Annotated in this window: 24 protein-coding genes, 1 pseudogene and 1 riboswitch; of the genes and pseudogenes, 22 read left to right on the top strand and 3 right to left on the bottom strand. The window is 62.6% G+C overall.

Features of this window, described 5'->3' with window-relative positions; genetic code table 11:
- Positions 1–7 precede the first annotated feature (7 nt).
- From cobW to X726_RS150770, 3 genes are all read right to left on the bottom strand, one after another.
- Positions 8–1,045: a cobalamin biosynthesis protein CobW gene (gene cobW, locus X726_RS150760; RefSeq protein ID WP_023670828.1), complete on the bottom strand. Its 1,038-nt coding sequence runs from the start codon at positions 1,043–1,045 to the stop codon at positions 8–10.
- Between the two features lie 2 nt (positions 1,046–1,047).
- Complete coding sequence (locus X726_RS150765) at positions 1,048–1,473, bottom strand: DUF1636 family protein (protein WP_023670827.1); 426 nt, start codon at positions 1,471–1,473, stop codon at positions 1,048–1,050.
- A 37-nt stretch (positions 1,474–1,510) separates the two neighbouring features.
- Positions 1,511–1,715: riboswitch (cobalamin riboswitch) on the bottom strand.
- 29 nt (positions 1,716–1,744) lie between these two features.
- Positions 1,745–2,947 (bottom strand): winged helix-turn-helix domain-containing protein, encoded by a 1,203-nt coding sequence (locus tag X726_RS150770; RefSeq protein ID WP_031215062.1) that lies wholly within the window; start codon positions 2,945–2,947, stop codon positions 1,745–1,747.
- A gap of 327 nt (positions 2,948–3,274) precedes the next feature.
- On the opposite strand from X726_RS150770, the gene X726_RS150775 reads away from it, so the two are divergent.
- The 22 genes and pseudogenes from X726_RS150775 to X726_RS150875 all read left to right on the top strand — a co-directional run bounded on the left by X726_RS150775 (position 3,275) and on the right by X726_RS150875 (position 23,062).
- Positions 3,275–3,640 (top strand): NADH-quinone oxidoreductase subunit A, encoded by a 366-nt coding sequence (locus tag X726_RS150775; protein ID WP_023670825.1) that lies wholly within the window; start codon positions 3,275–3,277, stop codon positions 3,638–3,640.
- Complete coding sequence (locus tag X726_RS150780) at positions 3,631–4,212, top strand: NADH-quinone oxidoreductase subunit B (RefSeq protein WP_023670824.1); 582 nt, start codon at positions 3,631–3,633, stop codon at positions 4,210–4,212. Before X726_RS150775 ends, X726_RS150780 begins: the two co-directional genes overlap by 10 nt.
- Before the next feature lie 4 nt (positions 4,213–4,216).
- Positions 4,217–4,819: an NADH-quinone oxidoreductase subunit C gene (locus X726_RS150785; RefSeq protein ID WP_023670823.1), complete on the top strand. Its 603-nt coding sequence runs from the start codon at positions 4,217–4,219 to the stop codon at positions 4,817–4,819.
- 84 nt (positions 4,820–4,903) lie between these two features.
- Positions 4,904–5,231, top strand: a pseudogene (locus tag X726_RS01000000167085) (four helix bundle protein).
- A gap of 66 nt (positions 5,232–5,297) precedes the next feature.
- Positions 5,298–6,488, top strand: coding sequence for an NADH-quinone oxidoreductase subunit D (locus tag X726_RS150790; protein WP_023670822.1), 1,191 nt, complete (start codon positions 5,298–5,300; stop codon positions 6,486–6,488).
- Positions 6,489–7,820 carry an NADH-quinone oxidoreductase subunit E gene (locus X726_RS150795; protein WP_023670821.1) on the top strand — a complete coding sequence of 444 codons (1,332 nt, stop codon included), beginning with the start codon at positions 6,489–6,491 and terminating at the stop codon, positions 7,818–7,820.
- Positions 7,820–8,023: a hypothetical protein gene (locus X726_RS150800; protein WP_023670820.1), complete on the top strand. Its 204-nt coding sequence runs from the start codon at positions 7,820–7,822 to the stop codon at positions 8,021–8,023. Before X726_RS150795 ends, X726_RS150800 begins: the two co-directional genes overlap by 1 nt.
- Positions 8,024–8,026: 3 nt before the next feature.
- Complete coding sequence (gene nuoF, locus X726_RS150805) at positions 8,027–9,331, top strand: NADH-quinone oxidoreductase subunit NuoF (protein WP_023670819.1); 1,305 nt, start codon at positions 8,027–8,029, stop codon at positions 9,329–9,331.
- 74 nt (positions 9,332–9,405) lie between these two features.
- Positions 9,406–10,098 (top strand): NADH-ubiquinone dehydrogenase subunit, encoded by a 693-nt coding sequence (locus X726_RS150810; RefSeq protein WP_023670818.1) that lies wholly within the window; start codon positions 9,406–9,408, stop codon positions 10,096–10,098.
- A gap of 11 nt (positions 10,099–10,109) precedes the next feature.
- Positions 10,110–10,391 carry a pentapeptide repeat-containing protein gene (locus X726_RS150815; protein ID WP_023670817.1) on the top strand — a complete coding sequence of 94 codons (282 nt, stop codon included), beginning with the start codon at positions 10,110–10,112 and terminating at the stop codon, positions 10,389–10,391.
- Entirely contained in the window at positions 10,391–12,472 is a 2,082-nt protein-coding gene (nuoG, locus tag X726_RS150820) for an NADH-quinone oxidoreductase subunit NuoG (RefSeq protein ID WP_023670816.1), read from the top strand. Before X726_RS150815 ends, nuoG begins: the two co-directional genes overlap by 1 nt.
- Positions 12,473–12,474: 2 nt before the next feature.
- A complete protein-coding gene (nuoH, locus tag X726_RS150825; RefSeq protein WP_023670815.1) occupies positions 12,475–13,518 on the top strand; it encodes an NADH-quinone oxidoreductase subunit NuoH in 1,044 nt (347 codons plus the stop codon).
- Complete coding sequence (locus tag X726_RS150830) at positions 13,518–13,775, top strand: hypothetical protein (protein WP_023670814.1); 258 nt, start codon at positions 13,518–13,520, stop codon at positions 13,773–13,775. The genes nuoH and X726_RS150830 overlap by 1 nt, the downstream gene beginning before the upstream one ends.
- The gene (gene nuoI, locus X726_RS150835; protein WP_023670813.1) at positions 13,772–14,263 is read left to right on the top strand and encodes an NADH-quinone oxidoreductase subunit NuoI; all 492 of its coding nucleotides are present in this window, start codon (positions 13,772–13,774) and stop codon (positions 14,261–14,263) included. Before X726_RS150830 ends, nuoI begins: the two co-directional genes overlap by 4 nt.
- Positions 14,264–14,386: 123 nt before the next feature.
- Positions 14,387–15,007 carry an NADH-quinone oxidoreductase subunit J gene (locus tag X726_RS150840; RefSeq protein WP_023670812.1) on the top strand — a complete coding sequence of 207 codons (621 nt, stop codon included), beginning with the start codon at positions 14,387–14,389 and terminating at the stop codon, positions 15,005–15,007.
- A 2-nt stretch (positions 15,008–15,009) separates the two neighbouring features.
- Positions 15,010–15,270, top strand: coding sequence for a hypothetical protein (locus tag X726_RS150845; RefSeq protein ID WP_023670811.1), 261 nt, complete (start codon positions 15,010–15,012; stop codon positions 15,268–15,270).
- 7 nt (positions 15,271–15,277) lie between these two features.
- A complete protein-coding gene (gene nuoK / locus X726_RS150850; RefSeq protein WP_023670810.1) occupies positions 15,278–15,586 on the top strand; it encodes an NADH-quinone oxidoreductase subunit NuoK in 309 nt (102 codons plus the stop codon).
- Positions 15,587–15,596: 10 nt separating this feature from the next.
- The gene (gene nuoL, locus X726_RS150855; RefSeq protein WP_023670809.1) at positions 15,597–17,570 is read left to right on the top strand and encodes an NADH-quinone oxidoreductase subunit L; all 1,974 of its coding nucleotides are present in this window, start codon (positions 15,597–15,599) and stop codon (positions 17,568–17,570) included.
- The gene (locus X726_RS150860) at positions 17,570–19,075 is read left to right on the top strand and encodes an NADH-quinone oxidoreductase subunit M (protein WP_023670808.1); all 1,506 of its coding nucleotides are present in this window, start codon (positions 17,570–17,572) and stop codon (positions 19,073–19,075) included. Before nuoL ends, X726_RS150860 begins: the two co-directional genes overlap by 1 nt.
- An 18-nt stretch (positions 19,076–19,093) precedes the next feature.
- Positions 19,094–20,530, top strand: coding sequence for an NADH-quinone oxidoreductase subunit NuoN (gene nuoN / locus X726_RS150865; RefSeq protein WP_023670807.1), 1,437 nt, complete (start codon positions 19,094–19,096; stop codon positions 20,528–20,530).
- A 4-nt stretch (positions 20,531–20,534) separates the two neighbouring features.
- The gene (locus X726_RS150870) at positions 20,535–21,356 is read left to right on the top strand and encodes a biotin--[acetyl-CoA-carboxylase] ligase (RefSeq protein WP_023670806.1); all 822 of its coding nucleotides are present in this window, start codon (positions 20,535–20,537) and stop codon (positions 21,354–21,356) included.
- Positions 21,357–21,388: 32 nt separating this feature from the next.
- Entirely contained in the window at positions 21,389–23,062 is a 1,674-nt protein-coding gene (locus X726_RS150875; protein WP_023670805.1) for a ribonuclease J, read from the top strand.
- Positions 23,063–23,122 lie beyond the last annotated feature (60 nt).

The raw sequence follows: 23,122 nt of genomic DNA, 5'->3' as shown, positions 1-23,122 counted from the left end.
CCTGAGATCAGCCGGCGAGTATACGCTCGATCGCCGGGCGGTTCAGCCCCTTCAGGCCAATGACGACAAGACGGGAGCGGCGGTCGTCCTCAGCCGCCCAGGCGCGGTCATAGTAATGATTGACGCGCGCGCCGACGGCCTGCAGCAAAAGCCGCATCGGCTTGCCGCCGACATCGACGAAGCCTTTCACGCGCAGCACATTCTCTTCCTCGGCAACCGTGGCGACGCGCCTGGCCAGTTCGTCCGGATTGGTGATGGAGGGGATGTCGACGATGAAGGTGTCGAAATCGTCATGCTCGTGGTCGAAGGCGCCGTCGTGATGCGACTTGCGGTTCTCGATGTCGTCCTCGACGGCGAGGCCGAGGCCGAGCAGCACCGAGGGATCGACCTTGCCATGTGCGGTCGGCACGATCTTCACGGCGCGGGCGGAATGTTCATTGATGATGGCGTTGGCGCGGGCCGAACCGGGGGCGTCCATCAGATCGCTTTTCGACAGGATGATCAGGTCGGCGCAGGCGATCTGGTCCTCGAAGACTTCTTCGACCGGATCGTCGTGGTCGAGCGTTTCGTCCTGAGCGCGCTGTGCCTGCAACGCGTCCATGTCGTTGGCGACGCGGCCTTCGGCCAGCGCCGGGCCGTCGACCACGGCGATGACGCCATCGACGGTCACCCGGCTCTTCACGCTTGGCCACTGGAACGCCTGGACCAGCGGCTTGGGCAGAGCGAGGCCCGAGGTCTCGATCAGGATGTGGTCGACCCTCGGTGTCAGCGCGAGGATCTTGTCGAGGGCGGGCACGAAATCGTCGGCGACTGTACAGCAGATGCAGCCATTGGCCAGTTCGACGATGTTTTCCTCGGGGCAGGTGTCGATGCCGCAGCCTTTCAGGATTTCCCCGTCGATGCCGATGTCGCCGAACTCGTTGACGATGATGGCGATGCGCTTGCCGCCGGCATTTTCCAGGAGATGGCGGACCAGCGTCGTCTTGCCGGCGCCGAGGAAGCCTGTAACGACGGTGCAGGGAACACGGGAGAGGTTGGCGGTCATGGTCAGTCCTTCAGGATATCGAGGGGCGGGATGCGGGCCACTAGGCCGCGCTTGAGGCTATCGGGCCGGCCGCGCCAGGGGATGAGGCCGTCGGTCGAAGTCGCGAAAAGTTTTGCGCCGGTGACGAGATCGACGCCGCTGGTTGGGGTCAAATCGCCAAAGACATAGCTCCAACAGCCGTCGCGCAGGATGGCGGCGCTGAGGCGGCGCTTGCAATTGCCGAGACATTCGGCGGTGCGGACCCGGATATCGCCGGCAGCGGCGCGGCGTGTGTCCTCAGCCAGCAATTCGCCGGCGCGCGGATGGGCGTCGGAACCGGTCTCATCGCGGCAGGAGGCGCAGACGATGATGGTCACGCCGGTCAGGGCGTCGTTGTCCCCGGACGCAATGTCCGCTGTGCCAGCCGAAAAACTGCTGTTCTGGTCCAAAAACCGTGCTCCTTGCCCGGAAACCCGCCAGGCGATCGGATACTTTGTCTCAGACGGCAGGTCTCCTGGCTCGCGGGTCATCGCCTTGGTTAGCCGCCTTCCCGGTGTTACCCAGTGGCATTCGGCCTTGGCTCTTCGCTTACAGTTGCGGGGACAGCCGCGGATTTGGGATTTTGTCCCGCACCGCATTCCCTCTTGGCCCTTGCCGTTGCGGGCAGGGGACCGTCTGGAGCGGATTTAGGCTGTTGCGGGGAGTTGTGTCAACGCGCTGCTACGACATAGCGATGTCGGCCAGGGGTTTCCCCAGATTGCCGGCCGGCGTCACTTCGATGCGCTCAAGGCCAAGCCAGCCCTGCATCTCCTTTAGTTCCTCGAAAAGCTGTGCGGTGGTCTCAGGCGGTGCGCCTGCTTCGGCATAGGCGGCGTGGACGCGTAAGACACTCGCAGGCCGGTCGGCCTTGAGGTCGACGCGGGCGACGATCTTGTCGCCGAGCAAGAAAGGCAGCACGTAATAGCCATATTGCCGCTTGTCGGCCGGGGTGTAGATCTCGATGCGGTAGCGGAANTCGAAGAGACGCTCGGTGCGCGCGCGCTCGAAGACCACCGGATCGAAGGGGGCCAGCAAGGCGCGGGCCTCGATCTTTCGCGGCAGGCGGGCGTCCCTATAGAGGTAAGCCGGCTTGTCCCAGCCTTCGACGTTTACCGGCAGCAGTTCGCCCATCTCGACCAGTTCCTCCAGCCGGCCCTTCATGTCGGCCGGCGACAAGCGGAAATAATCGCGCAGGTCACCCGACGTCGCGATGCCGTGGGCGCGGGCGGAAATGCGCAGCAATTCGCGGTGCGCGTCCTCGGCCGCCGGCACCGGCAGGTCGAGGATCGCCTGCGGCAGCACGCGCTCGGGCAGGTCGTAGAAACGCTCGAAGCCACGGCGGTGCGCCGTGGTGATGCGTCCGGCCCAGAAGAGCCATTCGAAGGCGTGCTTGGCGTGGCTCCAGCCCCACCAGCCGCCCGAACCTTTCTGGCCCTCCAGTGCCGAAGCGGCAATCGGGCCGCGCTCGGCGACCGCGCGGTAGATCTCTTCGATATAGGCGGCGTGCTCGCGGCCCCATTTGGCGAGGCCCAGATACATTTCGTCGCCGCTTTCAGCGCGCTGCATGCGCCAGCGCATCAGTGGGTAGGTCTCGACCGGCAGGAACGAGGCCTCATGCGCCCAGTACTCGAACACGGTGCGCTTGCGGGTGATTGCGGCATTGTCGAGCAGGGTGAGCGGGTAGGGGCCAAGGCGCGAATAGAGCGGCATATAGTGGGCGCGCACCACGGCGCTGACGGAATCGATCTGCAGCAGGCCGGTGCGCGACAGCACGCGGGCGAGGTGGCGGCGATCGGGCGTGCCGACCGGGCGGGGATCGAGAAATCCTTGCGCGGCGAGCGCGATGCGCCTGGCCGCGGGGAGTGAGATTTTGTCCTTCGTCAAAGTGTCTTGCCTCGAACCATTTTCCCGACTTTAGCCGGCGATTCCGGTCATGCTAGCAGGCAAATGGCGGGAGATGTGTCAGGAGACAAAAGTGGAGTGAAAGATGAAGGAAATCAAACAGGAGGAGATCGGACCAGTTTTTCCCGGCCTGCCGTCCAGCACTGTCTTTTGAACAAGGTTTGACTTGCTTCGCTGAAAGCCGTGCGCTAACCCTCGCCGCGTTGCAGCAAAGGCACCTAACACGGTTCAGCGGTTAAACTGTCGCGCTTCCGCATTAGGGTTGGTTGCTGTAATCAAAGTGGATTGGCCGCCAACGGAAAGCCGAGCATGAACGTACTCCTCAGTTCATACCTGCCCATCGTCCTCTTCATCGCCGTGGCTGCGGTTGTAGGCCTGGCGCTTATCATCGCGCCGTTCCTGGTGGCTTATCGCAATCCCGATCCGGAGAAGCTTTCCGCCTACGAGTGCGGGTTCAACTCGTTCGACGATGCCCGGATGAAATTCGACATCCGCTTCTACCTGGTGTCGATCCTGTTCATCATCTTCGATCTGGAAGTGGCCTTCCTGTTTCCGTGGGCGGTGTCGTTCTCGAAGATCGGCATGCTCGGTTTCTGGTCGATGATGGTGTTTTTGGCGGTGCTGACCATCGGCTTTGCCTATGAGTGGAAAAAAGGAGCGCTGGAATGGGATTGAACGACAGTTCCGGAACGCTCGTCGCGCCGAAGCCCAAAGGCCTGATCGACCCCAATACGGGACGTCCGGTCGGTTCCGACGATCCGTTCTTCCTCGAGATCAACAATGAACTGGCCGACAAGGGTTTTCTGGTCACCTCGACCGAGGCGCTGATCACCTGGGCACGCAGCGGCTCGCTGATGTTCATGACCTTCGGTCTCGCCTGCTGCGCCGTCGAGATGATCCACACCTCGATGCCGCGCTATGATTCTGAAAGGTTTGGCGTGGCTCCTCGCGCGTCGCCGCGCCAGTCCGACATCATGATCGTGGCGGGAACGCTGACCAACAAGATGGCCCCGGCTTTGCGCAAGGTCTACGACCAGATGCCGGAGCCGCGCTACGTCATCTCGATGGGTTCCTGCGCCAATGGCGGCGGCTATTATCACTATTCCTATTCGGTGGTGCGCGGCTGCGACCGCATCGTGCCGGTCGACATCTATGTGCCCGGCTGCCCGCCAAGCGCCGAAGCGCTGCTCTACGGCATTCTTCTCCTGCAGAAGAAGATCCGCCGCACCGGCACGATCGAACGGTAGACCCATGGCCGCATCCCTGAGCGAACTGTCGACCTATCTCGGCGAAAAGCTGCCGGGCCGCGTCACCGATGCAGTGCTTGCCTATGGCGAACTGACGATCTCGGTTGCTACAGACAATCTGATCGAGGTGACAAGCTTCCTGCGTGACGATTCGGGCTGCCAGTTCATTTCGATCATCGATATCTGCGGCGCCGACTACCCGTCGCGCGTCAAGCGTTTCGATGTCGTCTATCATCTGCTGTCGCCGAAGCAGAATTTGCGCATCCGCATCAAGGTGCAGGCCGACGAAGAGACGCTGGTGCCGTCGCTCACCGCTGTCTATCCCGGCGCCGACTGGTATGAGCGCGAAGCCTACGATCTCTATGGCGTGCTGTTCTCCGGCCATCCGGACCTGCGCCGCATCCTCACGGATTACGGCTTCGAGGGCCATCCCCTGCGCAAGGACTTCCCGCTGACAGGTTTCGTCGAGGTGCGCTACGACGACGAAGCCAAGCGCGTGATCTACGAGCCGGTGGAATTGAAGCAAGAATTCAGGAACTTCGATTTTCTCTCGCCATGGGAAGGGACGGACTACGTCCTGCCGGGCGATGAGAAGGCGAAACAGTGAGTAGGAAGTAGTGAGTAGTCAGTAGGAAAAGATTTGGAGCAACGGATCGAATCTTATCGCGACTTGAAGGTGTGGCAATCGGCGATGACGCTTGCTGAGGATTGCTACCGTTTCACCAAAGAGTTTCCGAGGGATGAGATTTACGGCATGACCTCTCAGATGCGCCGATCGGCGGTTTCGGTCGCAGCGAACGTCGCGGAGGGATACGGTCGGGAGAACAGAGGGTCGTTCGTTCAATTTTTTGCGCATGGCGCAAGGCTCGTTGAAGGAACTGGAGACACACATACTGCTGGCATGTCGGGTTGGCCTGCTGCGAAAAGACAATGAGATTGAGCTGCTGCTGCGATGCGAAGAGATTGGAAAAATGATGAGATCTCTTATCCGAACGGTGCAGGCCAAGCAGGCGGAATGAAGCAGGCATTGAGATTGATGATCACTACTCACTACTCACTACTGACTCTTCGCCAGAGGCGCCAGAATGGCTGAAACCTCCGTCCGCAACTTTAACATCAACTTCGGACCGCAGCACCCTGCGGCACACGGTGTTTTGCGTCTTGTGCTGGAGCTTGACGGCGAGGTGGTCGACCGCGTCGATCCGCATATCGGCTTGCTGCATCGCGGCACCGAAAAGCTGATCGAGCACAAGACCTATCTTCAGGCAGTGCCCTACCTCGACCGGCTCGACTATTGCGCACCGATGAACCAGGAGCATGCCTTCGCGCTCGCCACCGAGCGGTTGCTCGGCATCGAAGTGCCGAAGCGCGGCCAGTTGATCCGCGTGCTCTATTCCGAGCTCAGCCGCATCATGTCGCACATCCTCAATGTGACGACGCAGGCGCTGGATATCGGCGCGCTGACGCCGCCGCTGTGGGGTTTCGTCGAACGCGAAAAGCTGATGGTGTTTTATGAGCGCGCTTCCGGTTCGCGCATGCACGCGGCCTATTTCCGTCCGGGCGGTGTGCACCAGGATCTGCCGGCGAAGCTGGTCGAGGACATCGGCAAGTGGATCGACCCGTTCCTGAAGTCGCTTGACGACCTCGACAAGCTGCTTACCGGCAACCGCATCTTCAAGCAACGCAATGTCGATATCGGTATCGTGTCGCTTGCCGACGCCTGGGCCTGGGGTTTTTCCGGCGTCATGGTGCGCGGCTCGGGTGCTGCCTGGGATTTGCGCAAGTCGCAGCCCTATGAATGCTATTCCGAGATGGATTTCGACATCCCGATCGGCAAGAACGGCGACTGCTACGACCGTTATCTCGTGCGCATGGAAGAAATGCGTCAGTCGGCCAAGATCATGCGTCAGTGCGTCGACCTTCTGCTCGGCAAGGAGAGCACCGGGCCGGTGTCGAACCTCGACGGCAAGGTGGTGCCGCCCAAGCGCCAGGCGATGAAGCGCTCGATGGAAGCGCTGATCCATCATTTCAAGCTCTATACTGAGGGTTACCGCGTGCCGGCCGGCGAGGTCTATGCCGCGGTCGAGGCGCCGAAGGGCGAGTTCGGCGTCTATCTCGTCTCCGACGGCACCAACAAGCCCTACCGCTGCAAGCTGCGCGCGCCCGGCTTCGCGCATCTGCAAGCCATGGATTTCCTCTGCCGCGGCCACATGCTGGCCGACGTCACCGCCGTTCTTGGCTCCCTCGACATCGTGTTTGGTGAGGTCGATCGCTAAATGTCAGTCCGCCGTCTCGCAGAAGCAAGCGTCCAGCCAGCCTCCTTCGCCTTCAACCGGGCGAATGCGGCGGTTGCGAAGCAATGGATCAAGAAATATCCGAAGGGCCGCGAGCAGTCGGCGATCATTCCCTTGCTGATGATTGCGCAGGAGCAGGAAGGCTGGGTCACCAAGGCGGCGATCGAGACGATTTCGGACATGCTCGGCATGCCGCGCATTCGCGGCCTCGAAGTCGCGACCTTCTACACGCAGTACCAGCTCAATCCGGTCGGCACGCGCGCACATATCCAGGTCTGCGGCACCACGCCCTGCATGCTGCGCGGCTCGGAAGCGCTGATGGATGTGTGCCGCTCGAAAATCCATCACGACCAATTCCACACCAACGACAAGGGCACACTGTCGTGGGAGGAAGTCGAATGCCTCGGCGCCTGCGTCAACGCGCCGATGGTGATGGTCTTCAAGGATACGTTCGAGGATCTCACCCCCGAGCGGCTGGCCGAAATCATCGATCTTTACGATGCGGGCAAGGGCGCCTCGGTTCCCACGGGACCGCAAAACGGCAGAACCGGCTCGGAGCCGGCGCCTGGCCTGACGACGCTGAAGAGCGAAAAGGCGATCCTCAAAGCAACGCGCGACAAGGAAGCCAGGGCGGCGAGCAAGGCTGCCCACGCGGCGCCCGACGCAATCATTGCGGCGCCTGTTCCGGCTCCTGCCGCTCCTGCAGCGGCCGCCCCGGTCGCGCCATCCAACGCCGGCAAACCGAAAACCGATGCGCCGGAAACCAGCTCGGCGTTGAAGTCGCCCTCCAGGGCCAAGGTTGCACCGGCGGCGGAAAAAGCGGCGAGCGTCCCGGCGCCCCTGCATTCGGCCGCCAACGCCAACACCGCGGCGCCTGAAGTCGAGAAGGTCGCCAAGCAGCGTAATGGCCCGAAGACCACCTCCACGCCGGCAGCTGCCTTCATCGCTCCGGAATTCAAGGCGCCAGCGGCCAACGCCCCGGTGGCCCCGACCGTCAAGGCGCCGACAGCCAGACCCGCAAAGCCGTCGCTCGAGGACAAGAACCGTCCGGCCGGAATCGACAGGCCGGCTGCGGTCGACGATCTCAAGCTGATCTCGGGCATTGGCCCGAAGATCGAGGGCATCCTTCATTCGCTTGGCATCTTCACCTTCACACAGGTCGCATCCTGGAATAAGGCCGAGCGCGACTGGGTGGATGGATATCTCGCTTTCCAGGGCCGCATCGAGCGCGACGACTGGGGCAAGCAGGCCAAGGCGCTCGCCAAGGGCGGCGTCGCCGAATACATCCGCGTCTTCGGCAAGGAGCCACGTTGATGGCTGAAGCGCAAAGCACCGGATCTTTGCTGTCGCTGCGCAGCATTGTCATCGGCGTTGTCTGCATCGCTGCTGCCAACATCCTTCTGGAGGGGCTTCGGCGCCTCGTCGAATTGCCGTTTTCGGATACCCTGGAATCGATGGCCGCGACCGGCATAGGCGTGCTGGTGTGGGTCTCGATCGTCTTGCGGGGAAAGAGGTAAGTCATGCTGGCTGACAAAGACCGCATCTTCAACAACATCTACGGGCTCTTCGACAAGTCACTGGCCGGCGCGATGGCGCGCGGCGCCTGGGACAACACGCCCGGCATCATCGCCAAGGGGCGAGAGTGGATCGTAAACGAGATGAAGGCGTCAGGCCTGCGCGGCCGTGGCGGCGCCGGTTTCCCGACCGGGCTGAAATGGTCGTTCATGCCCAAGCAGAGCGATGGAAGGCCGAGCTATCTCGTTGTCAACGCCGACGAATCCGAGCCGGGCACGTGCAAGGACCGCGATATCCTGCGCAACGATCCGCACACGCTGGTCGAGGGCTCGTTCATCGCCGGCTTCGCCATGGGCGCGGTCGCCGCCTACATCTATGTGCGCGGCGAGTTCATCCGCGAGCGCGAGGCGCTGCAGCGCGCCATCGACGAGGCCTACGAGGCCAGGCTGATCGGCAAGAACAACACGTCCGGCTACGATTTCGACATCTACATGCATCACGGCGCCGGCGCCTATATATGCGGCGAGGAAACAGCGCTGCTCGAAAGCCTCGAAGGCAAGAAGGGCCAGCCCCGGCTGAAGCCGCCATTCCCGGCCAATGTCGGCTTGTACGGTTGTCCGACAACCGTGAACAATGTCGAGTCCATCGCGGTCGCGCCGACCATTTTGCGCCGTGGCGCCGCCTGGTTCTCGTCCTTCGGCCGGCCCAACAATGTCGGCACCAAGCTGTTTTGCATCTCCGGCCATGTCAACAATCCGTGCACCGTCGAAGAGGCGATGTCGATCCCGTTCCGCGAGCTGATCGAAACCCATTGCGGCGGCATTCGCGGCGGCTGGGACAATCTCCTCGCGGTCATTCCGGGCGGCGCTTCGGTGCCGCTGGTGCCGGCCGAGCAGATCATCGATGCGCCGATGGATTTCGATGCTTTGCGCGACCTGAAATCCGGCCTCGGCACGGCGGCTGTCATCGTCATGGACAAATCGACCGATATCGTGAAGGCGATCGCCAGGCTTTCCTATTTCTACAAGCATGAGAGCTGCGGCCAGTGCACGCCATGCCGCGAAGGCACCGGCTGGATGTGGCGGGTGATGGAGCGGCTGGTGCGCGGCGAGGCGCAGAAGCGCGAGATCGACATGCTGCTCGACGTCACCAAACAGGTGGAGGGTCATACGATCTGCGCGCTGGGCGATGCCGCGGCATGGCCGATCCAGGGCCTGATGCGGCATTTCCGCGGCGAGGTGGAGCGGCGCATCGACGAGTTTTCGCGCAACGCGCACCGGGCCGAACCGGTGATGGTGGCGGCTGAGTAGATTTGAAATACGGGCGCAAGCCCGGGACTGACACAGCGGGGCGGGGCAAGCGAAGAAACGACCAGGAGATGTCTATGGCGCAGTATTCGAACCCTTTGATGCCCAATTTGGACCAGCTTGAAAAGATGAACCAGGATTTGACCAGGATGATGCCGAAGGAGATGGCCAGCGCCGTCAACCTTCTCGCGCATCCTGTCGCGGGTGCCGCCGCCATGTCGGCGCTGGGCTTCGGCCTTGCCAACCATGCATTTGGCGTGTGGCTCGGCGCCTTGTCGGGTGCTGCCGAGGCATCGCAGCGGATTTTCCAGCCGATCATCGACGATTTCGAGCAGCGCACCCAAGAGTTCTCCGAGACCGCGCCGGCCACCAAGGCGCGCGCGGCGACCAGAACCCTGATCGCCGAGGCGCAGAGTTTTGCCCAGGATGTGACCGATATTGCCGCTCGCACCTTCGATGCCGAGCCGGAGAAGACCGATGCCGTCGCCGAAGGCGCGACGATCGGATTGATGCCGGAGGATTTCAGACAGCCCAAGGCCGTGGCGCGTCCGGCCAAGCCGTCGGATCTCAAGGCGATCACCGGCGTTGGGCCGAAGCTGGAAAAGGTGCTGAACGGCCTCGGCATCTGGACCTTTGCCCAGATCGCGGCGTGGACGCCGGAAGAGGTCGCCTGGGTCGAGGACTACCTGTCGCTCACCGGCCGCATCGGCCGCGACGAGTGGACCCGCCAGGCCGCGGCGCTGACGCTGGCCGCCAAGGCGAAGAAGTAGGGGTGGCAGGCATGGATATCCACGACAGGAGCGATGTTCTCGATGTGCGCAATGCCATCGTCAGCAACTCCAGATTTGACGATGTGAACTTGTCGAACACGCAGTTTCACAACGTCGACCTGTCGGCGGCCGTTGTGGACGACGCGAACCTCTCGGACGCGTTTTTCAGCAATGTGAATATGAGCAATTTGAAGATAGAAAACGCTGAAGTCGCCGGCATGATGATCAATGGCATCAGGCTGAGCGATCTGTTTCAGGCATATGAGACGGCGCAGACCGCCAGGGGCAATTGATGGCAAAGCTCAAGGTCGACGGGAAAGAGATCACTGTACCCGACCACTACACGCTGCTGCAGGCGGCCGAGGATGCCGGCGCGGAAGTGCCGCGCTTCTGCTTCCATGAGCGGCTGTCGATCGCCGGCAATTGCCGCATGTGCCTGATCGAGGTGAAGGGCGGGCCGCCCAAGCCGCAGGCCTCCTGCGCCATGAATGTGCGCGACCTGCGTCCGGGACCCAATGGCGAGGCGCCTGAAATCTTCACCAACACGCCGATGGTCAAGAAGGCCCGCGAAGGCGTGATGGAATTCCTGCTGATCAACCATCCGCTGGATTGCCCGATCTGCGACCAGGGCGGCGAATGCGACCTGCAGGACCAGGCGATGGCCTTCGGCGTCGATTCCTCGCGCTATCACGAGAACAAGCGCGCGGTCGAAGACAAGTATATCGGCCCACTGGTCAAGACGGTGATGAACCGTTGCATCCACTGCACGCGCTGCGTTCGCTTCACCACGGAAGTTGCGGGCATTTCCGAGCTTGGCCTGATCGGCCGCGGCGAGGATGCCGAGATCACCACCTATCTCGAAAGTGCCATGACCTCCGAGCTGCAGGGCAATGTCATCGACCTCTGCCCGGTCGGCGCGCTGACCTCCAAGCCTTTCGCCTTTCAGGCACGGCCGTGGGAGCTGACCAAGACAGAATCCATCGACGTCATGGACGCCGTCGGCTCGGCAATCCGCGTCGACAGCCGTGGCCGCGAGGTGATGCGCATCCTGCCGCGCGTCAATGAAGCGGTGAACGAGGAGTGGATTTCCGACAAGACCCGCTTCATATGGGACGGATTGCGCACGCAGCGCCTCGACCGCCCCTATGTCCGCAAGGACGGAAAGTTGGCGCCGGCCAGCTGGGCCGAAGCGTTCGTTGCGATCAGGGATGCGGTGTCGAATGCTGCGCCCGAGAAAATCGGCGCGATTGCGGGCGATCTTGCCGCCGTCGAGGAAATCTACGCACTGAAGCAGCTTATGGCTGCGTTGGGCTCAAGGAACACCGATTGCCGCCAGGACGGCGCCGCACTCGATCCCGCGCTCGGCCGCGCCAGCTACATCTTCAACCCGACCATCGAGGGCATCGAGCAGGCCGACGCGGTGCTGATCATCGGCGCCAATCCGCGCTTCGAGGCCTCGGTGCTCAATGCCCGCATCCGCAAACGCTGGCGGATCGGCAATCTGCCGGTCGGCGTCATCGGCGAGGTCGGCGACACGCGTTACGACTACGAACAGCTCGGCGCCGGTCCGGAGTCGCTGAAAGACCTGGCCGACGGCAATGGCAAGTTCTTCCAGGTGCTGAAGAAGGCGACGCATCCGCTGATCATCGTCGGCCAGGGCGCGCTGTCGCGTGCCGACGGCGCGGCGGTGCTCGGCCAGGCGGCGAAACTCGCCACCGCCGTCAACGCTGCCCGCGCCGACTGGAACGGCTTTGCCGTGCTGCACACTGCGGCCGCGCGCGTCGGCGGTCTCGATGTCGGCTTCGTGCCTGGCAAGGGCGGCAAGAACGTTGCCGGCATGCTGGGTGAGAGCGAGGTTCTGTTCCTGCTCGGCGCCGACGAGATCGACATGTCCAAGACCGGCGGCGCCTTCGTCGTCTATGTCGGAACGCATGGCGACGCCGGTGCGCACCGCGCCAATGTCATCCTGCCGGGAGCCGCTTACACCGAAAAGTCCGGCACCTATGTCAACACCGAGGGACGCGTGCAGCAGACCAACCGCGCGGGCTTCGCGCCGGGCGACGCGCGCGAAGACTGGGCGATCCTGAGGGCATTGTCCGATGTGCTGGGCAAGAAACTACCCTTCGATTCGCTGCAGCAGTTGCGCGCCAAACTCTATGGCGAATACCCGCATCTCGCCCGCATCGATCATGTCGAAGCCGGCAATGCCGATGACGTCGCTAGGGTGGCGAAGCTCGGCGGGCGGCTGAACAAGGGCACTTTCACCTCGCCGGTCACGGATTTCTATCTGACCAACCCGATTGCGCGGGCCTCCGCCGTCATGGCGGAATGCTCGGCGCTGGCGAAAAACGGCTTCAGGCAGGCGGCAGAGTAGACATGGACACCTTCTTCTCCTTCTACGTGCTGCCGACGCTGATCATCCTTTTGAAGTCGGTCGTGCTGATCGTCGTTTTGCTGATCGGGGTTGCCTACCTGCTTTACGCCGACCGCAAGATCTGGGCGGCGGTACAATTGCGCCGCGGCCCGAACGTCGTCGGCCCGTGGGGCACGCTGCAGGCTTTCGCCGATCTGCTGAAATTCGTCTTCAAGGAACCGGTCATTCCGTCCGGCGCCAACAAGGGCGTGTTCCTGCTGGCGCCGCTGGTGTCGGCCGTGCTGGCAATCTCGGCCTGGGCGGTCATTCCCGTCAATGCCGGCTGGGGGATCGCCAACGTCAATGTCGGCATCCTCTACGTCTTCGCCATCTCCTCGCTCGAGGTCTATGGCGTGATCATGGGCGGCTGGGCGTCCAACTCGAAATACCCGTTCCTCGGCGCGCTGCGCTCGGCGGCGCAGATGGTGTCCTACGAAGTCTCGATCGGCTTCGTCATCGTCACCGTGCTGCTCTGCGTCGGCTCGCTCAACCTGTCGGACATCGTGCTGTCGCAGCAGGACGGTCTGGGCACCAAGCTTGGCCTGCCCAACAGCTTCCTCGACTGGCACTGGCTGGCGCTGTTCCCGATGTTCGTCATTTTCTTCATCTCGGCGCTGGCCGAGACCAACCGCCCGCCCTTCGACCTGGTGGAAGCCGAGTCGGAACTCGTCGCCGGCCACATGGTCGAATACTCCTCGACGCCGTTCCTGTTGTTCTTCCTCGGCGAATATGTCGCCGTGGTGATGATGTGCGCGCTGGCCACCATCCTGTTCCTCGGCGGCTGGCTGCCGCCCTTCGACTTCGCCCCCTTCACCTGGGTGCCCGGCGTGATCTGGTTCGTGCTCAAGATCTGCCTGATGTTCTTCATGTTCTCCATGGTGAAGGCCTTCGTGCCGCGCTACCGATACGACCAGCTGATGCGGCTCGGCTGGAAAGTATTTTTGCCGATCTCGCTGTTCATGGTCGTTGCCACCGCGGCCTTCCTCAAGATCACGGGGATGGCGTGATGGGCGATTTCACCCTTGGTTTTTTGGGAGCAGTTGCCGGCGTAGTCGTGGCGTTGTTCGGCAATCTGGTCGTGCTTCCTTACGTCTTGCGGCAACAGGAACAAAGGTTGGCAGCAAACTACCGAGCCCCGGTGTTTAGCTGGGACAAGCAGAAATTGGCTGCTCTGACGACACTTGCTTACCGTTTCCTGATGCCTGTTTTGTTTGGGTTTGTCGGCGCCATCGCTGCAATACAGATTTTTGGGGGTGCCGAATGAGTGCGCTTGCTCAAGCCGCAAAATCGCTGCTGCTGCAGGATTTCGTCAGCGCCTTCTTCCTGTCGATGCGCCAGTTCTTCGCGCCGAAGGAGACGATCAACTATCCGCACGAAAAGGGGCCGATCAGCCCGCGCTTCCGGGGCGAGCATGCTTTGCGCCGTTACCCCAATGGCGAAGAGCGCTGCATCGCCTGCAAATTGTGCGAAGCGATCTGTCCGGCGCAGGCGATCACCATCGAGGCCGGCCCGCGCCGCAATGACGGCACGCGCCGCACCGTGCGCTACGACATCGACATGGTGAAGTGCATCTATTGCGGCTTCTGCCAGGAAGCCTGCCCGGTCGACGCTATCGTCGAGGGGCCGAATTTCGAGTTCGCGACGGAGACGCGCGAAGAGCTTTACTACGACAAGGACAGGCTGCTGGCGAATGGCGACCGCTGGGAACGCGAACTGGCGCGCAACATCTCGCTGGACTCGCCCTACCGCTGACATTTGACGCATGGACGGGGCGAGGGGCCTCGTCTAAGGACAACGCAACTTGCCGGCCGGAGGCGGTCGCAGAAATCAAACAGGACGGATGTCCTGTTTGGACAGGAACCCGGGGGATCCCCAATGCTGAGTGGACTAGAGGCGGCCTTTTTCTACCTCTTCGCCTTTGTCGCGGTGGCGTCGGCCTTCATGGTCATTTCGTCGCGCAACCCCGTGCATTCCGTGCTGTTCCTGATCCTGACCTTCTTTAACGCCGCCGGCCTGTTCATGCTGACCGGCGCCGAGTTCCTGGCGATGATCCTGCTCGTCGTCTATGTCGGCGCGGTCATGGTGCTGTTCCTGTTCGTCGTCATGATGCTCGATGTCGACTTCGCCGAGATGAAGGAAGGCGCCCTGCAATATGCGCCGATCGGCGCGCTGGTCGGGCTGATCCTGGCGGCCGAGCTGATCGTGGTGCTCGGCGGCTACACCTTCGCGCCGCAACTGGCCTCGACGGTCTCCAAACCCATCCCGGATCTTGCCGCGCGGACAAACACCGCAGCACTCGGCGACATCCTCTATACCGACTACCTCTACTACTTCCAGATTTCGGGCCTCATCCTGCTGGTCGCCATGATCGGCGCCATCGTGCTGACGCTGCGCCACAAGGAAGGGATCAAGCGGCAGTCGATCGCAGCCCAGGTCGGCCGCACGCCGGCGACAGGCATGGAAATCCGCAAGGTCAAGTCGGGCGAGGGGCTCTGACGATGTTCGGTCGTTTGAAGAAAAAATACTGGGGAGAGCAGGTTGCCTCTTGGCGGGTTGATTCGACTGAAAAGGCCTGGGTATTCGTCTGGAATCGCGACGGGAATCTTACGCTGAACATCAAGAGCGAAGATTTCACATACGTTCAGGGGGCAGGCCGGAATGATGCAACAGTTATCTTCGAGCCTTCTGCCATAGACAGCCTTTTGGACGCCATCGTATCCGCGCGTTCAATGATTCAACAAATGCCGGGAAAGGTTTGATCTGGCCATGGTCGTCGGCATCGCACATTACCTGACCGTATCGGCGATCCTGTTCACGCTGGGCGTGTTCGGCATCTTCCTGAACCGCAGGAACATCATCGTCATCCTGATGTCGATCGAGCTGATCCTTTTGGCGGTCAACATCAATTTCGTTGCCTTCTCGGCGGCATTGGGCGATCTCGTCGGCCAGGTGTTTGCCCTGTTCGTGCTGACGGTCGCCGCCGCCGAAGCGGCCATCGGTCTTGCCATTCTCGTCGTCTTCTTCCGCAACCGCGGCTCGATCGCGGTCGAAGACGTGAACCAGATGAAGGGTTGACGGGGCTAACATGTATCAAGCGATCGTCTTCCTTCCGCTGCTCGGCTTCCTGATCGTCGGTCTGTTCGGCAATTCGCTGGGCGCCAAGGCATCGGAATACATCAGCTCGGGCTTCCTGGTGATCTCGGCCGTGCTGTCCTGGGTCGCCTTCTTCTCCGTCGGCTTCGGCGAGGGCGAGGTGTTCACCGTGCCGGTGCTGCGCTGGATCCAGTCGGGCGGGCTCGACGCGTCCTGGGCGCTCAGGATCGACACGCTGACGGTGGTCATGCTGGTGGTGGTCAACACGGTGTCCGCGCTGGTCCACATCTATTCGATCGGCTACATGCACCACGATCCGAACCGACCGCGCTTCTTCGCCTATCTGTCGCTGTTCACCTTCGCCATGCTGATGCTGGTGACGGCGGACAATCTGGTGCAGATGTTCTTCGGCTGGGAAGGGGTGGGTCTCGCGTCCTATTTGCTGATCGGCTTCTGGTACAAGAAGCCGTCGGCCAATGCCGCTGCCATCAAGGCCTTCGTCGTCAACCGCGTCGGCGATTTTGGCTTCGCGCTCGGCATTTTCGGCGTCTTCGTTTTGTTCGGCTCGGTCAATCTCGGCACCATCTTCGCCAATGCCGCGACGTTCATTCCGGCCGAAGGCGCGCCGCAAGGGGCCGCCGTGCTGACCTTCCTCGGCTATGCGCTGGACAAGCAGGCGGCCATGACCATCGTCTGCCTGCTGCTGTTCATGGGCGCCATGGGCAAGTCGGCGCAGGTGCCGCTGCACACCTGGCTGCCGGACGCGATGGAAGGCCCGACCCCGGTCTCGGCACTGATCCATGCCGCCACCATGGTGACGGCCGGCGTGTTCATGCTGGCGCGGCTGTCGCCGCTGTTCGAATTGTCGCATTCGGCGCTGACCGTGGTCACCTTCATCGGCGCCTTCACCGCCTTCTTCGCGGCGACCGTCGGCCTGGTCCAGAACGACATCAAGCGCGTCATCGCCTATTCGACCTGCTCGCAGCTCGGCTACATGTTCGTGGCGCTCGGCGTCGGCGCCTATGGCGCGGCGATTTTCCATCTGTTCACGCACGCCTTCTTCAAGGCGCTGCTGTTCCTGGGCTCGGGCTCGGTCATCCATGCCGTCTCCGACGAGCAGGACATGCGCAAGATGGGCGGCCTGCGGAAGCTCATTCCGAAGACCTACTGGATGATGGTGATCGGCACGCTGGCGCTGACCGGCGTCGGCATTCCGGTGACCGTCATCGGCACCGCCGGCTTCTTCTCCAAGGATGCCATCATCGAGGCTGCCTTTGCCGGCCACAATTCGGTCGCCGGCCTCGCTTTTGTCCTGCTGGTCATCGCCGCCTGCTTCACCTCCTTCTACTCCTGGCGGCTGATCTTCATGACCTTCCACGGCGAGCCGCGGGCGAGCCACGACGTCATGCACCATGTCCATGAATCGCCGCCGGTGATGCTGGTGCCGCTGTTCATCCTGGCCGCGGGCGCGCTGTTTGCCGGCGTTGTCTTTCATGGCGCCTTCATCGGCGAAGCCTATGCCGAATTCTGGAAGGCGTCGCTGTTCACGCTGCCGGGCAACCACATCCTGCACGAGATCCATGAATTGCCGCTGTGGGTCGAGCTGGCACCGTTCGTCGCCATGATCATCGGCTTTGCCGTCGCCTGGAAGTTCTACATCCGCTCGCCGGAGCTGCCCCGGAGCGTCGCCGCCAACCATCGGCTGCTCTATGCCTTCCTGCTCAACAAATGGTACTTTGACGAGCTCTACGACGTCCTGTTCGTGCGGCCGGCAAAGGCGCTGGGCAGGTTCTTGTGGAAGACCGGCGACGGCACCATCATCGACGGGCTCGGCCCTGACGGCATTTCGGCGCGTGTCGTCGACGTCACCGACCGCGTCGTCAAGCTGCAGACCGGCTATCTCTATCACTATGCCTTCGCCATGCTGATCGGCGTGGCCGCACTCGTCACCTGGATGATGCTCTGATGACCGCCTGGCCAATCCTCTCGCTGGTCACGTTCCTGCCGCTCGTAGGTGTGCTGCTGATCCTGTTCATCAGGGATGACAGCCCGAATGCGCGTCGCAACATCCGCGCCATCGCGTTCACGACGACAGCAGCCACCTTCATCATCTCGCTGTTCATCTGGACCGGCTTCGACAATTCGCAAGCCGGCTTCCAGTTCGTCGAGAAGTTTGCCTGGTTGGATTCCGGCATCTCCTACCATATGGGCGTCGACGGCATTTCGATGCTGTTCGTCATCCTGACGACGTTCCTGATGCCGCTCTGCATCCTGGCGTCGTGGGAAGCGATCGACAAGCGGGTCAAGGCCTACATGATCGCCTTCCTGCTCTTGGAAACGCTGATGATCGGCGTGTTCTGCGCGCTCGACATCGTGCTGTTCTACGTCTTCTTCGAGGCCGGCCTGATCCCGATGTTCATCATCATCGGCGTCTGGGGCGGCAAGCGCCGCGTCTATGCCTCGTTCAAGTTCTTCCTCTACACGTTGGCCGGCTCGGTGCTGATGCTGCTCGCCATCATGGCGATGTTCTTCCAGGCGGGCACCACCGACATCCCGACGCTGCTGACCCACAACTTCCCGGCCCACATGCAGACATGGCTATTTCTGGCCTTCTTCGCCTCCTTCGCGGTGAAGATGCCGATGTGGCCGGTGCACACCTGGCTGCCCGACGCCCACGTCGAAGCGCCGACGGCGGGCTCGGTGATCCTGGCCGGCATCCTGTTGAAAATGGGCGGGTACGGCTTCCTGCGCTTCTCCCTGCCGATGTTCCCGCTGGCGTCGGAAATGTTCGCGCCGCTGGTGTTTACGCTGTCGGTCGTCGCCATCATCTACACCTCGCTGGTGGCGCTGATGCAGGAAGACATGAAGAAGCTGATCGCTTATTCCTCCGTCGCCCATATGGGCTTCGTCACCATGGGCATCTTCGCCATGAACCAGGAAGGCGTGCAGGGCGCGATCTTCCAGATGCTGAGCCACGGCCTCGTCTCGGGCGCGCTGTTCCTGTGCGTCGGCGTGATTTACGACCGCATGCACACGCGCGAGATCGACGCCTATGGCGGCTTGGTCAACAACATGCCGAAATACGCCACGGTGTTCCTGATCTTCACCATGGCCAATGTCGGCTTGCCGGGCACGTCAGGTTTCGTTGGCGAGTTCCTGACCATGCTCGGCGTGTTCCGGGTCAACACCTGGGTGGCTTTCTTCGCCGCCACCGGCGTCATCCTGTCGGCGGCCTACGCGCTCTGGCTCTACCGCCGGGTGATCTTCGGCGCGCTGACCAAGGAAAGCCTGAAGGGCCTGCTCGATCTGTCGACGCGCGAGAAGGCAATCATCTACCCGCTGGTCGTGCTGGTCATCTTCTTCGGCGTTTATCCCGCTCCCGTCTTCGATGCCACGGCCCAGTCGGTCAAGGCGCTCGTCACCAATGTCACCGCATCCATCGGCGCCGCGCAGACCGCGGCGGCGAACTGACCAGAGGTTTTGCGAACCATGACGCCGGACCTTTACTCCAGCCTTTCGCTCTCGACGCCGGAGCTGATCCTCGCCATCGGCGCGCTGGCGCTGTTGATGGTGGGCGCCTATTCGCGCGCCAACACTGCCATTCTGGTGACTGTCCTTGCCGTCGCCGTGCTGGTGATCGCAGGCCTATGGCTGATCTTTCCCACGGGACAGGGCGCAGCCTACGGCAACGCCTTCATCCAGGATCCGTTCTCCCGCTTCATGAAGGTGCTGTCGCTGATCGGTTCGGCGGTGACGCTGGTGATGTCGATGCGCTTCGCCAGGCAGGAGCATTTCGACAAGTTCGAATACCCGGTGCTGATCCTGCTCTGCACGCTCGGTATGATGCTGATGATCTCGGCCAACGGCATGATCGGGCTCTATCTCGGCCTCGAGCTGCAGTCGCTGGCGATTTACGTGCTGGCCGCGATCAATCGCGACAATCTGCGTTCGACCGAGGCCGGTTTGAAGTATTTTGTGCTGGGCGCGCTGTCGTCGGGCATGCTGCTTTACGGCATCAGCCTCATTTACGGCTACACCGGCAATGTCGGCTTCCAGGAAATTTCCTCCGCGCTTGGCAGCGGTGAGCGCCAGCTCGGCCTCGTCGTCGGCCTGGTTTTCGTTTTGGCCGGTCTTGCCTTCAAGATTTCGGCGGTGCCGTTCCACATGTGGACGCCCGATGTCTACGAGGGCGCGCCGACGCCGGTCACCGCCTTCCTGGCGGCCGCTCCCAAAATGGCGGCAATGGCGCTGATCGTGCGCGTCACCATGGGCGCCTTCAAGCCGATCGCTTCCGACTGGCAGCAGATCATCGTCTTCATCTCGATCGCCTCGATGGCGCTCGGCTCCTTTGCCGCGATCGGCCAGACCAACATCAAGCGGCTGATGGCGTACTCCTCGATCGGCCATATGGGGTATGCGCTGGTCGGCCTTGCCGCCAACAGCCAGGCCGGCGTGCGCGGCGTCGCCATCTACATGCTGATCTATCTCGTCATGACGCTCGGCACCTTCGCTTTCATCCTCGCCATGCGGCGCAAGGAAGGCAATGTCGAGCAGATCAGCGATCTCGCCGGTCTGTCGTCGACCAATCCGATCATGGCGACGATCCTGACCATCTTGATGTTCTCGCTGGCCGGCATCCCGCCGCTCGCCGGCTTCTGGGGGAAATGGTACGTGTTCCTCGCCGCCATCAACGCCAACCTCTATGCGCTGGCGATCATCGGCGTGCTGGCCTCCGTCGTGGGCGCGTTCTACTATCTGCGCATCATCAAGATCATGTGGTTCGACGAACCGGCCGGCGGCTTCGTGCCGATGGCGGTTGAGCTGCGCCTCGTGCTTGGCATCTCCGGCGCTTTCGTGCTGTTCTATGTGCTGATCGGCGGTCCGATCGCGACCTACGCCGAAGCCGCCGCCAAGACATTTTTCTGAACGGATGGCATTTCGGCTGGCTCCGACCTCTGAGACGGAAGGGTTCCGGCTCGAGGCCCATGACAGCGTGGGTTCCACCAACACGCTGGCGCTGGACCATGCAAGGGCAGGCGACCCCGGCAAATTGTGGGTCGTTTCCAAGAAGCAGGAAAGCGGCCGTGGCCGCCGCGGCAGGGCCTGGGTATCGCCCGAGGGCAATCTGGCGGCGACATTGCTGGTCATCACCGGCGGTGAGTTGCGTCTGGCGGCGACGCTGGGCTTCGTCGCCGGCCTGTCGCTGGCCGATGCGCTCGACGCCGTGGTGCCGAAGGGCAGGATCGCTATCGGCCTCGACGGCGCCAGCCAGGGGCAGAACCGCTTCGAGCTGAAATGGCCGAACGATGTGCTGGCCTCCGGCGCCAAGCTGGCCGGCATCCTGCTGGAATCGGCCATTCTCGATGGCGGCCGTTTCGCGGTGGCGGTGGGCATCGGCGTCAATGTGGTGGCGCATCCGCCGGATTTGCCGTATCCGGCGACATCGCTTCAGGCGCTGGGCGCGACATGCGACGCCGAAACGCTGTTCTTGGCGCTGTCCGATGCCTGGACCGACAATGCCCGGCTGTGGGATGACGGACGCGGGCTCGACGCCATCCGGCGTCGCTGGCTGGCGCGCGCGGCGGGGCTTGGCGGCGAGGTTGCTGTCAGGATTGACGGGAATGTGGTGCGCGGTACCTTCGAGACCATTGACGCGGACTGCCGTTTCGTGATCCGCGATGATGAGGGGTCGGTCGTGACGGTAGCCGCCGGCGACGTGCATTTCGGCGCCGTCGCGTCGGCAAAGATTTAGGGCTGGCCGCAAGGGCCGGGAAGGGAAAATTGATGGCGAAAGCGCAAAACGCCGAACTCGTCTTCGTGCCGCTCGGCGGCGTCGGCGAGATCGGCATGAACTTCGCCCTTTACGGCTATGGGCCGCCTAGCGCGCGCGAGTGGATCGTCGTCGATGTCGGCGTGACTTTTCCCGACGCGGCGCATCCGGGCGTCGACCTGATCCTGCCCGATACGCGCTTCATCGAGGAGAACCTCGCCGGCCTGCGCGGCATCATCATCACCCACGCGCACGAAGACCATTACGGGGCGCTGCTCGACATCTGGCCGAAGCTGAAGGCGCCGGTGTGGATGACACCGTTCAGCGCCGGCCTGCTGGACGCCAAGCGCCAGGGCGAGCAGGGCGCGCCGAAGAAAATTCCGGTGACGATCTACCGGGCAGGTGAAACATTCACTGTCGGCCCGTTCTCGATCGAGGCCATTCCGGTGGCGCACTCGATCCCCGAGCCGATGTCATTGGCGATTACGTCCCCGGCCGGCACCGTCATCCATACCGGCGACTGGAAGATCGATCCGGAACCGACGATCGGTCCGAAAACCGACGAGGCGCGGTTTCGCGCCTATGGCGACAAGGGTGTGCTGGCGCTGGTCTGCGATTCGACCAATGCGCTGCGCGAAGGCGAATCGCCGTCGGAAGTGGCGGTGGGCGAAGGCCTCAGGGGCGTCATCCAGAGCGCCGTCGGCCGTGTCGCCGTCACCACCTTCTCCTCCAATGTCGGGCGCATCGTTTCGATCGCCAAGGCGGCGCGCGATGCCGGCCGCCAGTGCCTGGTGCTCGGCCGCTCGCTGAGGCGGGTCATCGATGTCGCCGGCGAGCTCGGCTACATGGACGGGCTGCCGGAGTTCATCGCCGAAGAGGATTTCGGCTTCATCCCGCGCGAGAACCTGGTCATCATCTGCACCGGCAGCCAGGGCGAGGCGCTGGCGGCACTGGCAAAACTTTCGCGCGACGAGATGAAATCGGTGTCGCTGACGGCCGGCGACACGGTGGTGTTTTCCTCACGCACCATTCCCGGCAACGAGAAGGCGATCCTCGAGATCAAGAACCGCCTCATCGACCTCGGCATCAAGATCATCGAGGATGGCGACGCGCTTGTGCATGTCTCCGGCCATCCCCGCCGCAGCGAATTGCGCAGGATGTATGAGTGGGTGCGGCCGCAGATCGGCGTTCCCGTGCATGGCGAAGCCGCGCATCTGGTGGCGCAGGGGTCGCTGATGTCGACCTCCGGCATCGGCCAGGTGGCGCAAGTGCGCGACGGCGACATGCTGCGGCTGGCGCCGGGTCCGGCCACGATCATCGACCAGGTGCCGTTCGGCCGCATCTACAAGGACGGCAGGCTGATCGGCACCGACCAGGCGATGGGCATACGCGACCGGCGCAAGCTATCCTTCGCCGGCCATGTCGCGGTCAATGTCGTGCTCGACGACAAATATGAGCTCGCCGGCGATCCCGATCTGGTCGCCATCGGCGTCGCCGAGGCCGATGCCCGTGGCGAAAACATGGAAGATCTGATGCTCGACGCGGCCGTCGGCGCGGTCGACTCGATCCCTCGCCAGCGCCGCAAGGACCTCGATCTGGTGCAGGAAGCGGTGCGCCGCGCCGTGCGCGGCGCCGCCAACGAGGCCTGGGGCAAGAAGCCGCTGGTGACGGTGTTTGTGACGAGGTGAGGGAATAGGCAGTAGGCAGTAGGCAGTGGAGAAAAATGCAGATGTATCACTACTGCCTGC

The sequence above is a fragment of the Mesorhizobium sp. LSJC285A00 genome (assembly GCF_000503155.1).
Lineage (GTDB): Bacteria > Pseudomonadota > Alphaproteobacteria > Rhizobiales > Rhizobiaceae > Mesorhizobium.
Note: the sequence above shows the minus strand (reverse complement) of the source record. Positions and strands in the feature narration are given on the sequence as shown.

Coding starts and splice junctions, on each gene's coding strand:
- cobW (WP_023670828.1), bottom strand. CDS start 1,045: ATGACCGCCAACCTCTCCCGTGTTCCCTGCACCGTCGTTACAGGCTTC.
- X726_RS150775 (WP_023670825.1), top strand. CDS start 3,275: ATGAACGTACTCCTCAGTTCATACCTGCCCATCGTCCTCTTCATCGCC.
- X726_RS150780 (WP_023670824.1), top strand. CDS start 3,631: ATGGGATTGAACGACAGTTCCGGAACGCTCGTCGCGCCGAAGCCCAAA.
- X726_RS150785 (WP_023670823.1), top strand. CDS start 4,217: ATGGCCGCATCCCTGAGCGAACTGTCGACCTATCTCGGCGAAAAGCTG.
- X726_RS150790 (WP_023670822.1), top strand. CDS start 5,298: ATGGCTGAAACCTCCGTCCGCAACTTTAACATCAACTTCGGACCGCAG.
- X726_RS150795 (WP_023670821.1), top strand. CDS start 6,489: ATGTCAGTCCGCCGTCTCGCAGAAGCAAGCGTCCAGCCAGCCTCCTTC.
- X726_RS150800 (WP_023670820.1), top strand. CDS start 7,820: ATGGCTGAAGCGCAAAGCACCGGATCTTTGCTGTCGCTGCGCAGCATT.
- nuoF (WP_023670819.1), top strand. CDS start 8,027: ATGCTGGCTGACAAAGACCGCATCTTCAACAACATCTACGGGCTCTTC.
- X726_RS150810 (WP_023670818.1), top strand. CDS start 9,406: ATGGCGCAGTATTCGAACCCTTTGATGCCCAATTTGGACCAGCTTGAA.
- X726_RS150815 (WP_023670817.1), top strand. CDS start 10,110: ATGGATATCCACGACAGGAGCGATGTTCTCGATGTGCGCAATGCCATC.
- nuoG (WP_023670816.1), top strand. CDS start 10,391: ATGGCAAAGCTCAAGGTCGACGGGAAAGAGATCACTGTACCCGACCAC.
- nuoH (WP_023670815.1), top strand. CDS start 12,475: ATGGACACCTTCTTCTCCTTCTACGTGCTGCCGACGCTGATCATCCTT.
- X726_RS150830 (WP_023670814.1), top strand. CDS start 13,518: ATGGGCGATTTCACCCTTGGTTTTTTGGGAGCAGTTGCCGGCGTAGTC.
- nuoI (WP_023670813.1), top strand. CDS start 13,772: ATGAGTGCGCTTGCTCAAGCCGCAAAATCGCTGCTGCTGCAGGATTTC.
- X726_RS150840 (WP_023670812.1), top strand. CDS start 14,387: ATGCTGAGTGGACTAGAGGCGGCCTTTTTCTACCTCTTCGCCTTTGTC.
- X726_RS150845 (WP_023670811.1), top strand. CDS start 15,010: ATGTTCGGTCGTTTGAAGAAAAAATACTGGGGAGAGCAGGTTGCCTCT.
- nuoK (WP_023670810.1), top strand. CDS start 15,278: ATGGTCGTCGGCATCGCACATTACCTGACCGTATCGGCGATCCTGTTC.
- nuoL (WP_023670809.1), top strand. CDS start 15,597: ATGTATCAAGCGATCGTCTTCCTTCCGCTGCTCGGCTTCCTGATCGTC.
- X726_RS150860 (WP_023670808.1), top strand. CDS start 17,570: ATGACCGCCTGGCCAATCCTCTCGCTGGTCACGTTCCTGCCGCTCGTA.
- nuoN (WP_023670807.1), top strand. CDS start 19,094: ATGACGCCGGACCTTTACTCCAGCCTTTCGCTCTCGACGCCGGAGCTG.
- X726_RS150870 (WP_023670806.1), top strand. CDS start 20,535: ATGGCATTTCGGCTGGCTCCGACCTCTGAGACGGAAGGGTTCCGGCTC.
- X726_RS150875 (WP_023670805.1), top strand. CDS start 21,389: ATGGCGAAAGCGCAAAACGCCGAACTCGTCTTCGTGCCGCTCGGCGGC.